This is a genomic window from Pseudomonas sp. p21, from assembly GCF_001642705.1.
Taxonomy (GTDB): Bacteria; Pseudomonadota; Gammaproteobacteria; order Pseudomonadales; family Pseudomonadaceae; genus Aquipseudomonas.
Genome location: NZ_LWBV01000001.1, coordinates 410,232 through 424,087, shown reverse-complemented (window position 1 = coordinate 424,087; position 13,856 = coordinate 410,232). Strand labels below are relative to the sequence as shown.

15 protein-coding genes and 1 pseudogene are annotated in these 13,856 nt (G+C 61.9%); 6 read left to right on the top strand and 10 right to left on the bottom strand.

Features of this window, described 5'->3' with window-relative positions; translation table 11 throughout:
- The first annotated feature begins 68 nt into the window (after window positions 1–68).
- The 3 genes from A4C63_RS02055 to A4C63_RS02045 are packed head-to-tail and all read left to right on the top strand — an operon-like array spanning window position 69 to window position 2,618.
- Window positions 69–1,310, top strand: a complete 1,242-nt coding sequence (locus tag A4C63_RS02055; protein ID WP_063911304.1) for a D-amino acid dehydrogenase — start codon at window positions 69–71, stop codon at window positions 1,308–1,310.
- 27 nt (window positions 1,311–1,337) lie between these two features.
- A complete protein-coding gene (locus tag A4C63_RS02050; RefSeq protein ID WP_063911303.1) occupies window positions 1,338–1,688 on the top strand; it encodes a RidA family protein in 351 nt (116 codons plus the stop codon).
- A gap of 27 nt (window positions 1,689–1,715) precedes the next feature.
- The gene (locus A4C63_RS02045; RefSeq protein ID WP_063911302.1) at window positions 1,716–2,618 is read left to right on the top strand and encodes a transporter substrate-binding domain-containing protein; all 903 of its coding nucleotides are present in this window, start codon (window positions 1,716–1,718) and stop codon (window positions 2,616–2,618) included.
- A gap of 119 nt (window positions 2,619–2,737) precedes the next feature.
- Here A4C63_RS02045 and A4C63_RS02040 read toward each other — a convergent pair.
- From A4C63_RS02040 to A4C63_RS02015, 6 genes and pseudogenes are all read right to left on the bottom strand, one after another.
- Window positions 2,738–3,151: pseudogene (locus A4C63_RS02040) on the bottom strand (alanine racemase C-terminal domain-containing protein); the annotation flags it as partial.
- A 2-nt stretch (window positions 3,152–3,153) separates the two neighbouring features.
- Window positions 3,154–4,581, bottom strand: a complete 1,428-nt coding sequence (locus A4C63_RS02035) for an amidase (RefSeq protein ID WP_063911300.1) — start codon at window positions 4,579–4,581, stop codon at window positions 3,154–3,156.
- A gap of 4 nt (window positions 4,582–4,585) precedes the next feature.
- Window positions 4,586–5,269: an amino acid ABC transporter permease gene (locus tag A4C63_RS02030; protein WP_063911299.1), complete on the bottom strand. Its 684-nt coding sequence runs from the start codon at window positions 5,267–5,269 to the stop codon at window positions 4,586–4,588.
- Window positions 5,266–5,922, bottom strand: a complete 657-nt coding sequence (locus A4C63_RS02025; RefSeq protein ID WP_063911298.1) for an amino acid ABC transporter permease — start codon at window positions 5,920–5,922, stop codon at window positions 5,266–5,268. Before A4C63_RS02025 ends, A4C63_RS02030 begins: the two co-directional genes overlap by 4 nt.
- Window positions 5,922–6,710 carry an amino acid ABC transporter ATP-binding protein gene (locus A4C63_RS02020; protein WP_063911297.1) on the bottom strand — a complete coding sequence of 263 codons (789 nt, stop codon included), beginning with the start codon at window positions 6,708–6,710 and terminating at the stop codon, window positions 5,922–5,924. The genes A4C63_RS02025 and A4C63_RS02020 overlap by 1 nt, the downstream gene beginning before the upstream one ends.
- A 70-nt stretch (window positions 6,711–6,780) precedes the next feature.
- A complete protein-coding gene (locus tag A4C63_RS02015) occupies window positions 6,781–7,653 on the bottom strand; it encodes an ABC transporter substrate-binding protein (RefSeq protein ID WP_063911296.1) in 873 nt (290 codons plus the stop codon).
- Window positions 7,654–7,751: 98 nt separating this feature from the next.
- Between A4C63_RS02015 and A4C63_RS02010 the strand changes: the two genes are divergently transcribed.
- From A4C63_RS02010 to A4C63_RS02000, 3 genes are all read left to right on the top strand, one after another.
- Entirely contained in the window at window positions 7,752–8,861 is a 1,110-nt protein-coding gene (locus tag A4C63_RS02010; RefSeq protein WP_063911295.1) for a GlxA family transcriptional regulator, read from the top strand.
- Between the two features lie 134 nt (window positions 8,862–8,995).
- Window positions 8,996–9,484 carry a GNAT family N-acetyltransferase gene (locus A4C63_RS02005; RefSeq protein WP_063911294.1) on the top strand — a complete coding sequence of 163 codons (489 nt, stop codon included), beginning with the start codon at window positions 8,996–8,998 and terminating at the stop codon, window positions 9,482–9,484.
- Window positions 9,485–9,607: 123 nt separating this feature from the next.
- Window positions 9,608–10,501: a bestrophin family protein gene (locus A4C63_RS02000; RefSeq protein ID WP_063911293.1), complete on the top strand. Its 894-nt coding sequence runs from the start codon at window positions 9,608–9,610 to the stop codon at window positions 10,499–10,501.
- 36 nt (window positions 10,502–10,537) lie between these two features.
- Here A4C63_RS02000 and phnE read toward each other — a convergent pair whose 3' ends face one another.
- From phnE to A4C63_RS01980, 4 genes are read right to left on the bottom strand one after another with little or no spacing between them, the layout of a single operon-like run.
- Window positions 10,538–11,305, bottom strand: coding sequence for a phosphonate ABC transporter, permease protein PhnE (gene phnE, locus A4C63_RS01995; RefSeq protein ID WP_063911292.1), 768 nt, complete (start codon window positions 11,303–11,305; stop codon window positions 10,538–10,540).
- On the bottom strand, window positions 11,302–12,129 hold the full coding sequence (locus A4C63_RS01990) for an ABC transporter permease (RefSeq protein ID WP_063911291.1): 828 nt from the start codon (window positions 12,127–12,129) through the stop codon (window positions 11,302–11,304). The genes phnE and A4C63_RS01990 overlap by 4 nt, the downstream gene beginning before the upstream one ends.
- Window positions 12,123–12,917 (bottom strand): phosphonate ABC transporter ATP-binding protein, encoded by a 795-nt coding sequence (locus tag A4C63_RS01985; protein ID WP_063911746.1) that lies wholly within the window; start codon window positions 12,915–12,917, stop codon window positions 12,123–12,125. The genes A4C63_RS01990 and A4C63_RS01985 overlap by 7 nt, the downstream gene beginning before the upstream one ends.
- A gap of 20 nt (window positions 12,918–12,937) precedes the next feature.
- Window positions 12,938–13,792 carry a putative selenate ABC transporter substrate-binding protein gene (locus tag A4C63_RS01980; protein ID WP_063911290.1) on the bottom strand — a complete coding sequence of 285 codons (855 nt, stop codon included), beginning with the start codon at window positions 13,790–13,792 and terminating at the stop codon, window positions 12,938–12,940.
- Window positions 13,793–13,856: the final 64 nt, after the last annotated feature.

Sequence of the window (13,856 nt, the reverse complement as noted above, 5' to 3'; positions counted from 1 at the left end):
ATTCATTTTTCGCCTGCTGTCACCTGGCCCTAACCTCAGACTCGTTTCAACAACGACCAAGGACTGACATGGCTCAGCATGTATGCATCATCGGCGGTGGCGTCATTGGCCTGTCAACCGCTTACGCACTGGTACGCGACGGCTTTGACGTGACGCTGATCGAGGCGCGCGATTCGCTGGGCAGTGAAACCAGCTTCGCCAACGGCGGCCAGCTGTCCTATCGCTACGTGGCGCCCCTTGCCGACGCCGGTGTGCCCTTGCAGGCCATTGGCTGGATGCTGCGTGGCGACTCACCGCTCAGATTGCGCCCGCGCTTCGATCCTGCACAGTGGCGTTGGATGGCCTCATTCCTCGGGGCTTGCCGCTCCTCGGTCAACCGCGCCAACGCAGGCCACCTTTTGCGCCTCGCGCTGTTGAGCCAGTCGACCTTGCAAGCCTGGCGTGAAGAAGATGGCCTGGGTGGTTTCCACTGGCGGCGCAACGGCAAGCTGGTCACCTTCCGCCAGGCCGGCAGCTTCGAACATGCGCGCAAGAACCTTGCCGCGCCCCAACAACAACAGGTGCTGTCGCACGCCGACTGCACCCGTCTGGACCCGGCACTGGCAGAGGCGCCCTTTGTCGGCGCCATCTATACCCCGGATGAAGAGGTCGGCGATTGCCACGGCTTTTGCCAGCAACTGGCGGCGCGCTTGAAGGCGTCGGGACGCTGCAAATTCCGCCTGGGCCAGGCGGTGTCTGGAATTCGCCATGCACATGGCGTGGTGAGTGCGATCGAACTGGGCGACGAGGTACTGCCAGTGGAGCATCTGGTCGTCGCGGCCGGCCATCGCAGTGCGTTGCTGGCACTGCCGGGTGTCGACCTGCCGCTGTACCCGCTCAAGGGTTATAGCCTGACAGTTCCGATCGGTGCCCAGCACCGGGCGCCAGACCTGAGCATCACCGACTACGACCGCAAGATCGTCTACGCCCGGATCGGCGAACAGTTGCGGGTGGCGGCGATGGTCGACATTGTCGGTTTCGACCCGTCGCTGGACCCCAAACGCCTGGCCTTGCTCAAGCGCCAGGCCCGCGAGACCTTCGCCAATGCCGGTAATTATGACTACGCCATCGAATGGGCCGGCATGCGTCCGGCCACCCCTAGCGGCGTGCCGCTGCTGGGCGCAACGGCGTATCGCAACCTGTGGCTGAACCTTGGCCATGGTGCGCTGGGCTTTACCCTGGCCTGCGCCAGTGCACGATTACTCAGTGAATTGATCGGCCAGCGCCGCCCCTCCATCGACCTGCAGGGCTTTACGCCCCGTGCGGCTTGAACGCTCACTCCTTGAAAGGACCACCCGATGACCATCCACCGTATCCAGCCCAATCCTCGCTTGTCCGGCGCCGTGACCTTTGGCGACCTGGTGTTTCTCTCCGGCCAGGTGCCGAACGACGCCACCGATGTCGGCGGCCAGACCCGCCAAGTACTGGAAAAGATCGACGCATTGTTGGCCGAGGCGGGCAGCGACAAGGATCATCTGCTCAGCGCGACCATTTACCTGAAGGACATCGGCAAAGATTTCGCGGCGATGAATGACGTCTGGTCTGCCTGGCTGTCGCCCGGCCAGGCACCCAGTCGCACCACCTTGCAGGCCGAACTCGCGCGCCCGCAAGTGCTGGTGGAAATAACCGTCATCGCGGCACGTCGCTAACCCCCTCACCTGCAACGGAGAACAACAATGCAAAAAATCACGTTGATCGGCTGCACCCTCGCCCTGTTGCTGGGCACTCAGGCCCATGCTGACGAAGCAGCGCTGGGGCCTACCTTGAGCAAGATTGCCAAAACCAACAGCATCACCCTGGGTTATCGCGATGCTTCAGTGCCGTTCTCCTACGTGGGCGATCACTCGGGCCGCCCGATGGGTTACTCGGTAGAACTGGCGAGCAAGATCGTCGAGCGGGTGCAGCAGAAGCTGGCCTTGCCCCAGCTCCAGGTGAAGTACAACCTGGTGACATCGCAAACCCGCATTCCGCTGGTACAGAACGGTACCGTCGACCTGGAGTGCGGCTCGACCGGCGTCACCGCAGAGCGACAGAAGCAGGTGGCGTTTTCCTATGGGTTCATCTATGTCAAAGGCCAGTTGCTGACGGCCAAGGACAGCGGGATCAAGCACTTCGCCGACCTGCGCGGCAAGAATGTGGTGACCACCGCCGGCACCACCAACGAACGCTTCCTGAAGAGCTACAACGTCGATAACAAGATGGACATGTCCGTGATCAGCGCCAAGGACCATGGCGAAGCTTTCCAGATGTTGCAGTCCGGCCGGGCGGCGGCGTTCTACATGGATGATGCACTGCTCTACGGCGAACGCGCCAAGGCCCGCGACCCGCACAACTGGGTGGTGGTCGGGGAAGAGCAGTCGCGGGAAATCTACAGCTGCATGGTGCGCAAGGATGACCCGCAGTTCCTCGCGCTGGTGAACGCGTCGCTGGGCGAACTTTACAGTTCAGGGGAAATCAACGGGATCTACCAACGCTGGTTCCAACAGCCGATTCCGCCTAAAGGCTTGAACCTGGAGTTCCCGATGACCAGCGAACTCAAGGCCATCTTTGCCAAGCCGGTGAGTGATCCGGTGCAGTAGCTTGGGCCCGGTGTCCATCCCCGCAGGGATCAAGGAGCGGCAGTGACCCGCAAGCATCACTGCCAAACGTCGCTACTGTGGAGCGTTATTACCGCAGTAGCGACTCGCCCTCTTACGAGTTAATCAGAGGTTTTATCCGTCACCAGGGTTTGAGGATTGCTCCTCCCCCAAACAGTAGCAAGGTCAACCAGCAAGGTTCCGCTGAGCGCTTCAATTTCACCCTGGGTGATCTTGCTCTCCCCTTGTTTACCCAAGAGCACAACCTGATCGCCAGCCCGCACAGCCGGGATATCTGTCACGTCCACCATGACGGTATTCATGGCAACTTTCCCTACCACTGGCGCACGCTGCCCATTAACCAGGACAACGCCCTTATTGGTAAACGCGCGACGGTAGCCAACCGAGAACCTCACTGGAATATTCGCAAGTTTTGAATCACGACTCAGTGTCACTGTCCGGTCATACCCCACGGTATTGCCTTCAGGGTATTGGTTAACAGACGCCACGTATGACTTGGCCTGCATGACAGGTTTGTTCATGCAACCGCTTTGTCTGCCAGTTCCCAGCCCTCAGGCCGTCGCGTGTGCCAGTCGCTGACCTGTTGATAGGCATGGCCGATGCGCAGGATCAGTGGCTCGGCGAAGGCTTGCCCGACAACCTGCATCGAGACAGGCATACCCTTTTCATCGAACCCGATGGGCAGCGCCACCGAACACAGGTTCATCAAGTTGGCGAACCGCCCCAGCAAGGCCAGTGGCGTGCCATATTCGTCGACCTCCTCCAACGGCACACTGCCAATAGCGTTGGTCGGGAAAACACAGGCGTCTATGTTGATCATGGCCTCGTGCATGGCTTGCCGAGCGGCACGGCGCTGATTGTGCAACTGGATATACGACGCCGCGTCGATGGCGCGACCACCAAGTATGCGCCGTTGGACATGGGGGTCGAAACGCAGGTCGTCACGCTCGAACAAGCGACCCAGGCTGGCATAACCCTCAGCGCTCATCAGGCCACCAGCGATGCGCATGCACTGCTCCAACGATGTGGGTAGCGGTTGTTCGATCAATTGCATACCCAACGCGGCCAACTGCTTGAGCCCCAGGTCGTAAGCCTTCAGTACTCCGGGCGCCACATGCGCTCGCTCGGCCTCCGGCAACACCCAGATGCGCAAACCGGCTACTGGCCGATCGAGACCGGCAGCGGCGCTGAATACCGGTGCCTGGGCCGAAACCGGATCCAGCGGGTCTGGGCCCAGCAGGGCATCCAGCATCCACGCTGCATCTTCAACCGTGTGCGTGATAGGCCCTACCGAATCCAGCGAAGGGCACAGCTCGATCAAGCCATGGCGGCTGACGAGCCCACGCGTGGTTTTCAACCCGACCAAGCCGCACATACCCGCCGGAATCCGCACCGAACCGCCGGTATCGGTCCCCAACGCAGCGCTCGCCAACCCGCTGGCCACGGCCACTGCCGAACCGCTGCTTGAACCACCCGGAGCGCGATGGACATTACGGTCCCACGGGTTCCACGGCGTGCCCATCACCGCGTTGGTGCCCCAGCCACCGAAAGCGAATTCGACCGTTTGGGCCTTGCCAAGAATGATCGCGCCGGCACGCTCCAGGCGTTGCACTGCCGTGGCGGTCAGCCTCGAAACACGCGGTTCCTGCGCCAACGAGCCACCCGTGATGGCCTGCCCTTCGATCTCGAACAAATCCTTGATCGCCAGAGGAATGCCATGCAGCGGCCCCAGGTGTATGCCGGCCGCACGTTGGCGATCCGCAGCAATGGCTGCACTCAAGGCTCGCGAGGGATAGGCCTCGACATAAGCATTCAGCTGCTCGTCAAAACGCTCGATGCGCGCCAGTTGCGCACGTACCAGCGCTTCGCTGGTCAGCGAGCCGGCCTGCAGCGCCTGTTGCAACTGGGCAATGCTGTGGGAAGTTACCTGATCCATGGTGTTCATATGTTCAACCTCGCACGGTTTTGCGTCCGCGTGAAACATGCTTTTCCAGCACACGCGACAGCATTGAAAGAGGGAAGGCGATAACGAAATAGAACAGCCCTACCAGCAGGAAGACATGCATTGGCAGGAAGGTTTCCGAAGCGATGGCCCGCGCTGCCAGCATCAACTCGTCGGTGGCGATCAGGGCACACAACGAGCTGTCCTTGAGGATCGACACGTAGGCGTTGAGCAGTGGCGGCAAAATGACGCGAAACACTTGCGGCAGGATGACGGTGGTAAACGCTTTGAACGGCGTCAATCCGATCGCGATTGCCGCTTCGCGCTGGCCGCGATGCAAAGAATCCAGGCCGCCACGCAGAATTTCCGCAACGTACGCGGCCCCCTGCAAACCCAGGCCGATGGCCCCGGCCCAATAGCCGGACAAGGTCAACCCCAGGCTGGGCAGCGCGAAATACAGGGCCAGCAGCAACGCCAGAAGCGGTACTGCACGCATGCTCTGGATAAAGAACGCTGCCAACCGCCTCAGGATCGCGCTCGGGCTTCGCATCGCCCAGACCAGCAACGCGCCCAGCACGACCGCCAGGGCGAACCCTAACAGGGACAGTTCGGCGGTGACCCGGGCACCAAGCATCAGGCGGACACTCCAGTCGCTCCAGTACTCCGGGTATTGCTGAAAGAAACTGATCATCGCGCACTCCCCAGATGACGTTCGAGCCTGATGAATCCCACACCGATCGGCAGAATCATCACGGCGTAGATGCACATCACTGCCAGGTAGATCAGCGACGTCTGGAAGGTGGACGTCACCAGATTGCGCGCCAGGAACATGATCTCCGGCACGGCAATGGCTGAGGCAATGGAGGTGTCCTTGATCAGTTGCGTGACGTAGTTGGCGAACGCTGGCAACGTCAGGCGCAGGGCCTGGGGCAAGAGAATGCAGCGCAGAATCTGCATCCGACTCAGGCCGACAGCCAACCCGGCTTCATGCTGACCGACATGCAGCGACTGCAAGCCACTGCGGAAAATGTCGGCCAACACCGCACTGCCTACCAGGCTCAAGCCAACGATGGCGGCCAGCCACGCGGGCAAGTTGATACCAAGGTAGGAGAGACCAAAATAGATCAGGAACAGATGCGCCAGCGCGGGAACATTGCGCATCCACTCAATGAAACAGCCGACCACGCCATGCAGCAGCCGTGAGCGGCTGAACGTCAGCAACACGGCCAGTACCACGCCACCGGCACTCGCCAGCAGCAAGGTACACAGCGCGATTTCCAGGGCGGTGAGCGCGCCTTTCAACAACAGGGGCAATAGCCCGAGAAAGACCTCGAAGTTCGCCATCAAGCGCCCTCCATGGCCATGCGCCCGAGAAAACTGCGGGTACGCTCATGACGTGGGCTGTCGATAACCTGCGCCGAAGGCCCTTGCTCGACAATGTGCCCGCCGTCCATGAAGATCACCCGATCCGCCACATCCCGAGCGAAGCGCACTTCATGGGTGACCATGATCATGGTGCGGCCCTCTTGCGCCAGCTCGCGAATCACGGCCAGTACTTCCCCCACCAGTTCGGGGTCCAGTGCCGAGGTCGGCTCGTCGAACAGGATGACTTTTGGTTGTTGGGCCAACGCGCGGGCGATAGCCACCCGCTGTTGTTGTCCGCCGGACAACTGCTCGGGATAGACCTCGGCCTTGTGTCGCAGGTGGACCTTTTCCAGCATGGCATCAGCCAGCTCGTAGGCCTGCTTGCGCGGCATGCCTTGTGCCTTTATCGGCCCCAGCGCGACGTTGTCGCGCACATTCAGATGTGGCCAGAGGTAGAAAAGCTGGAACACCATGGCGATCTCGCGTCGCTGTGGGGCCATTTCCCGATCACTCATCAGGCGTATGCGTTTGCCATCCTTGACCTGCCCGATCAACTCGTCACCCAGCCAGATATCGCCTCGGGTGGGTTTTTCCAGGTAATTGATGCAACGCAGGCAAGTCGACTTTCCCGACCCGCTGGGGCCGATCAACGACAGGGTTTCACCGGCTTTCAACTCCAGGTTGATGCCCTTGAGCACCTCCAGCTCACCATAGCTTTTATGCAGGTCATGCACGCGCAGCAGCGCAGGTTCGGACGGGGTCGACATCTTGGTTAACCTCTTTATTGTTATAGGTACGGCGATGAACCGGCAAAGGCCGATTCATCCGCTCAAGCGCTTACTTGCAGCCAGGCAGTTGCCAGTCCGCCGGGCGGTCGACACTCAGCCTCAGGTTCTTGCCTTCCGGCACATACCAGACATCCTGGGACAAGCCGTAGCGGGCACCGATCTTGCGCATTTCGCAGCTTTTCCAGAGGGTCTGGATCTGCTCGTTCACGGCAGCCACAAGCTGCGGGCTTGCCTCTTTATTGAAGCCGTACACCACCTGCCCCAGGCCCGTCAGCAGCGGAAAATCAGGGTCGTTGTCGGTGAAGGCGTTGAAACGCAGGTGCCATTGCTGATTGCGGAAAATGGCGTATTGCATGACCGGCGGATCGCCAATCACTGCATCGATACGCCCGGCGAGCAGATCGCGCACCGCGGCATCGGAGGTGTCGTACAGCGCGACTTGCAAGCCTTCGATCTTGCGCATCTCGGGAATGAACGAGAAACCCGTGATAGTGCCGACCTTTTTACCCTGCAAATCCTTGAGGCTGCTCCAGTTGGTCTTGTCGGTCTGGGTGATGCCGTTCTTGAAATAGTGAATCGGGTCGCTCACGGTCATGATCTTCGCGCGCTGCTCGGTCCAGCCCATGGTGCCGGCCATGACATCCACGCGGTTGGCTTGTACCGAGGCAATGGTGCTGGCCCAGTCCATCAAGGCCGGCTTGACCTTCAAACCCAGCTTCTCAGCGATTTGTTGAAGGATTTCACCATCGTAGCCGACCATCCGGCTGTCCTGATAACCGGTCCCCGGCATGTCCCCGGTGAACGCGACGGTCAGGCTTCCCGGCTCTACCGTTTCCAGTGCGAATGCCGGTAGCGAAGCCATCATGGATACCAGCAAACCCGCATAGATACCGGCAAACCGTTGAACGTTGGGCTTCTTCATCACGTGCTCCCTGATTGTTTTTCTATGAACAGCATGGTGTTGGGCAGGCGCTCATCGTATGGTGATCAGCGGCATAACTTGTTGGATGGTTTGCAGGAATGATTGAATATTTGCGACATTTCGGAGATGCACTGCCCAACGCCTCCAGCGCAAGCCTCGTGGAAGCGCTTGACCAGGGTCAGGCACGACATCCGCCAAGCCGACGCGGCGCCACCGAGTTGTCTATAGGTATCGTGCTATGGCCGCGCTTCCCCTTGCTGTCACTCTCGGGGCTGACCGATGCGTTGCGACATGCTGCCGATACGGGCGATCAGAGCCGCCCGATACGATGCCAATGGAAAGTCCTCGGTACCCCCGGGCAAAGAGTCATTTCCAGTTGCGGGCTGGATGTACCCATCGACAGTGAACTCACCGACCCTCATCAATTTGATTACATCGTGGTGATTGGTGGGCTACTGGATTACCTGGAGGCAGCGCCGAAGACTTATCCGGCATTCCTGCATCAGGCAGCCGCCGCTGACGTTCCATTGATCGGCCTATGCACAGGCAGCTTCGTGCTCGCGCGACATGGCATGATGGAGGGGCGTACTGCCTGTGTGCATGCCTACCATTGCGATGACTGGAAACGCCTGTACCCGCGATTGCGCTTTGTCAGCAACAGTGACTTCCTGATCGACAAGGATCGGATCACCTGCGCAGGTGGCATCTCGGTGATTGAGTTGGCCATCCATCTTATCGGGATGCATTGCGGCCCGGATCGCGCCGGCAAGGTCGTGCACCAGATGACCGTCGCGAAAAGCAGCTCTGGCAGTTTCGTCGATCGGCGCAAGGCACTTGGCTACGCCAGCTCTTCGAACAGGCGCCTGCATGAAGCCGTGATGCTGATGGAAAAGCACATGACCGAGCCTTTGGATATCGATGCGATCGCGAACCTTGTCGGTACCAGTAAACGGCAACTGGAGCGGCTGTTTGTCGCCGAAACCAGTAGCACCCCGGCCCAGTTCTATCGCCAGGTTCGACTCAGGTTTGGCCGCTGGCTGCTCATCAGCTCGGATCGACATATCGGAGAAATCGCTTTCGAATGCGGTTTTGCCGATGCTCCCCATTTCATTCGGCATTTCCAGAACCTGTTCGGCATGTCCCCCGGTAAATTGCGCAAAGAGCTGATGCGAAACGCGACCCCGACCAAGGGGGAAGTGGTTTCATAAACAGTGAGCATTGACCCGTGGCGGGGCAGAATATGACTTCGCGGGCACGCCCGCCCACACCGATACTGCCACGCCCCTTGTGGGAGCGGGCTTGCCCGCGAAGTGGCCCGACCAGCAGCACAAAAGGACTTGCCATGCACCTGACCCACCGCCCCGTACGGCCCGACGATATCCCTGGAATCTGCAGCTTCCCGCAAAGCCCGGCCGAACTGTTCTACATGTTCCCCAAAGCCAGCTACCCCCTCTCCCCCGCCCAGCTGAACGATGCCATCGCCCAGCGCAGCAGCTCCACGGTGGTGGAAGGCAACGGCACGGTGCTGGCATTCGCCAACTTCTACAAGGCCGAACACGGCGGCGTGTGCGCCCTGGGCAACGTGATCGTGGCCCAGGCCGCACGCGGCCAAGGCGTAGCGCGCTACCTGGTCACTGCCATGATCGAACTGGCCCGCCAACAGTTCGCAGCCCGGGAGGTATGGGTGTCGTGCTTCAACCACAACACAGCGGGCCTGCTGCTCTATCCACAGCTGGGCTTCATGCCGTTCGGCATCGAGGAACGGCAAGCGTGGGATGGCTCGCGGGTGGCATTGGTGCAGATGAAACAGGTGTTGATCCAACCCGGCTGAGTCAGCGAGGCACTGCATGGGGCTGGACGAGAAGATCCAAAATCCCTTGCAACAATCACACACCGAACCTTCGCCCTGCCTCGACGTCGGATCCTGCATCTGCCAATTTTCGAGGTAGCCCGCGTGAAAGACATCATTGTCCGCAAATACCGCCTGGCCGTGAAAACCATCGGCTATATAGGCTGGTCGCTGTTCTGGCTGCTGATCTGGGATGTGCTGGTCACCATCGATTTCATGCTGTTCTTCAACAGCAAGTTCACCCTGCCGCTGATCCCGTTGACCTTGCTGGGCTCGGCGCTGGTGGTGCTGGTGAGCTTTCGCAACAGCAGCGCCTACAACCGCTGGTGGGAGGCGCGCACCTTGTGGGGGGCGCTGGTCAACAGTTCGCGCAGCTTCGCGCGGCAGGCACTGACCCTGATCGATGACCCGGATGATGGCCTCAACCCGGTCAAGGCTACCCTGTTGCGCCGGCATATTGCCTATGTGAACTGCCTGGCGGCGCACTTGAAGGGTGAGCGCTGCCCGGATGAACTGATGGCGTTCATTCCGCCGGCGGAATTCGAGCGGCGCAACCGCTCGAACAACTTCGCCAACGACATTCTGAGTGGTTCGGCGGCGTTGCTGGCGCGGGAGTACCAGGCCGGGCGGCTGGACAGCATTCGTCTGGCAAGGCTGGAATCGACGCTGGTAGACCTGTCCAATGCCCAGGGTGGCATGGAGCGGATCGCCAATACGCCGCTGCCCTACCCTTATGTGTACTTTCCGCGGCTGTTCATCACCCTGTTCTGCCTGATCGTGCCGGTGGGGCTGGTGGAGTCGCTGGGCTGGTTCACGCCGCTGGCTTCGACGGTGGTGGGCTTCATGCTGCTGGCCATCGAGCGGATCGGGACAGATTTGCAGAGCCCGTTCAAGTTCAGTGAGCACCAGATCCAGATGGACAGCATTTGCGAGACGATCGAGCGGAACCTGGAGTCGATGCAGCGGGAGGCGCAGTGTGCCGAAGTTGGTGGTGCCTGATCGATTTTGGGGCTGCGTTGCGGCCCCGGCTATCGATCAGGCCCGCACATAGCGCTGGCGCAACACATCACTCAATGCATCCACCAACAACACCAGCACCAGCATCCCCATGATCACCGTGCTGGCCTGGGCCTCCTGGAACAGGCTCAAGGTGGTGTACAGCATCTGCCCCAACCCGCCAGCCCCGACAAACCCCAGCACGCTGGCCATGCGGATGTTGTTCTCCCAGCGATACAGGCTGTAAGCCAACAGCTGCGGCCACAGATTGGGCAAGGTGCCAAAGCAGAATGCCGCTACCTGGCTGCCGCCCTGCAAGCGGATGGCCGCCGCCGGCTCCGGCGGTGCGTTCTCCAGCGCTTCGGCAAACAACCGCCCCAGCACGCCAGCGGTATGCAGCGCCAAGGCCAGGGTACCGGCATTCGGCCCAAGCCCGGCTGCCAGCACCGTCAGCGCGGCCCACACCAGTTCCGGGATGGCCCGCAGGGCATTCAGCAGCAGCCGCGCGCAGGCCTGCAACGGCCAACCGAACCGGCCAGCAGCCGGCAGCGCCAACAGCATGCCCAGCACCATGGCCAACAGGGTGCCCAGGCCTGACATGGCCAGGGTTTCCAGCGCCCCGCGCGCAACCGCGCGCAGGTGCCCGGCAGACAGGTCCGGGTGCAGGAAACGCCCGGCATATTCCCCCATCTGCCCCAGCCCGCCGTTGCCGACCAGCGCCTGCAAGTCCAGCTCCAGGTAGGCGAACGAGGCCATCACAGCACCAACGATGGCGCCTAGCACCAGCAAGTTGATCACCCGGTTCATGCCAGCCTCCAGCGCAGGAAGCGGCTGAGCAGGTCGGCCAGCATCACCAGGACCAGGAACGTCAGCAGCATGCTCGCCACTTCCGCACCCGCGAACATGCGCATCGACAGGTCGATCTGCTGCCCCAGCCCGCCAGCACCGACAAAGCCCATCACCACCGAGGCGCGTACTGCGCACTCCCAGCGGTACACGGTGTAGGACACCACCTCGGACACCGCACTGGGCAGGATGCCGTAGAGAAACGCAGCCAGGCGGCCACTACCCGCCTGCAGCAAGGCATGGGCCGGGCGCTGGTCGACCGACTCGAAGATCTCGGCATAGACCTTGCCGAGCATGCCGCTGTAGGTGATGGCGATGGCCAGCACGCCCGCCGTCGGCCCCAGCCCCACGGCCCGCACGAACAGCAACGCCCAGACGATTTCCGGCACACTGCGCAGGAAAATCAGCAACCAGCGCACCGGCAGGCGCAGCAGGCGCGACCACACCCCTGCGCGACCACCATGGGAGGCGGCGCGCAATGACAGGGCACGGCTGGCCAGCAGGCCGGCAGGAACCGCCAGCAGCAACGCCAACGCCATGCCGGCCGTGGCCACGGCCAGGGTCTGCAAGGTGGCGTCATACAGCAGCGAAAGGAAGTCGGCATCGTGTGCTGGCGGCCAGAAGGCACTGGTGAAACTGGCGATCTGCTGGCGGTTCTGCGCCTGCAGCAGTACCCCGGGGTTCAGTTCGCTCAACCGGACGCCAGGCCACAGCACTGCCACCGCCAGCAGGGTCAGCAGCAACCGCGGCAGCAGCGCCGGGTCGCGGGTATCACGCTTCAGCATCGCGGAATCTGCACGGTCAGGGTCGGCCCCTGGCTTGGCGGTGAAGCCAGTTGTTCGTTGGCGTACAGCGCATCCAGCAACTGTTCGGTCACCGCTTGCGCCGGGCAGTCGAACACCACTTGCCCTTCGCGGATACCAATTACCCGCGGGAAGTGCGCCAGCGCCAGGTCCACGGCATGCAGGCTCGCCACCAGGGTCACGCCATTGGCCTGGGCGTGGCGGTTGAGCAAGGCCAGGCTATGGTCGGCCAGCACCGGGTCCATGGCCGACACCGGCTCGTCGGTCAACAGCACCTGCGGCCGCTGGTAGAGCGCCCGGGCAATACCCACCCGCTGCAACTGGCCACCGGACAATTGCCCGCACTGCACGAACAGTTTGTCGGCCAGGCCCAGCTCGGCCAGTACCTGGCGCGCCCCCGGCACATCGCTGGGGTACAGCAGGTTGAGCAAGCCTCGCAGCATGCCCCACTGCCCCAGGCGGCCGGCCAGCACCGCCGTCACCACCCGCTGGCGCGGCGGCAAAGGCGGCGCCTGGTGCACCAGGCCGACCCGCGCACGCAGGCGCTGGCGGGCCCTGGCAGACAATGCCCAGGGCTGCTCGCCGAGCAGCTCCAGGCGCCCGCTGCTGGGCTGGATGGCGGTCGCCATCAGGTGCAGCAAGCTGGACTTGCCCGCCCCCGAAGGCCCGATGATGGCGACGCGCTCGCCTTCACCGATGCGCAGGCTCACTGCGTCAAGCGCACGCACCTGGCCATGGCGCAGCCCGGCCCCGTGCAGATGAATAGCCACGTTGGAAGCCACTGAAGATGTCACTTGAGCAGGCCGGCCTCGCGTGCAGCCTGCTCGGTGCCTACGTAGTTCTCAGGCTTGGTCTCGATGAAGCGGCTGGCGGCCTGCAGGTCGAGGATCGCCTTGTGCTCCGGGTTGGCCGGGTCGAGGTCGAGGAAGGCTTTCTTGATCTTCGCTTTCAGCGCCGGGTCCATGTTGCCGCGCACGGTCCAGTTGTAGTCGAAGTAGGGCGGGGTGGTAGCGAACACCTTCACCTTGGTGGTATCGACCTTGCCGGCATCCACCAGCTTCTGCCAGACGCTGGCGTTGAGCACGCCGCCATCGACCTTGCCGGCCTGCACCCAGGCCACGGTGGCGTCGTGGGCGCCGGAGTAGGCAACACGGCCGAAGTAGTCTTCAGGTTTGATGTTGTCCTGCTTGAGCATGAAGTAACGCGGCATCAGGCTGCCCGAAGTGGACGAGATGGAACCGAAGGCGAACGACTTGCCCTTGAGGTCGGCCAGGCTCTTCACATCGGGGTTGGCGGTGATGAACTTGGAGGTGAACTGCGCATCCTGTTCACGCTGCACCAGCGGCGTTGCGGTTGGGTCCTTCAGGTGCACCTGGACGAAGGTGAAGCCGCCCAGCCAGGCCAGGTCGAGACGATCGGAGGCCAGCGACTCGACCACTGCCGGATAGTCTGCAACCGGTACGAACTTCACCTCCATGCCCAACTGCTTGGATAGGTACTCGCCCAGCGGCTTGAACTTGCGCTGCAGTTCGGTCGGTGCCTCGTCAGGGATGGCGCTGACCCGCAGGGTGTCAGCAGCCTGGGCGACAACGGCACAGCAGGACAGCACGAGGCCGGCGGCGAGCGCCAGAGGGCGTTTGAGCATGGGAGTTCTCCGGTTCAATAGCGGGGAAAGGCCGGCCTATGCGCCGACAACGGGAATTCAGGAA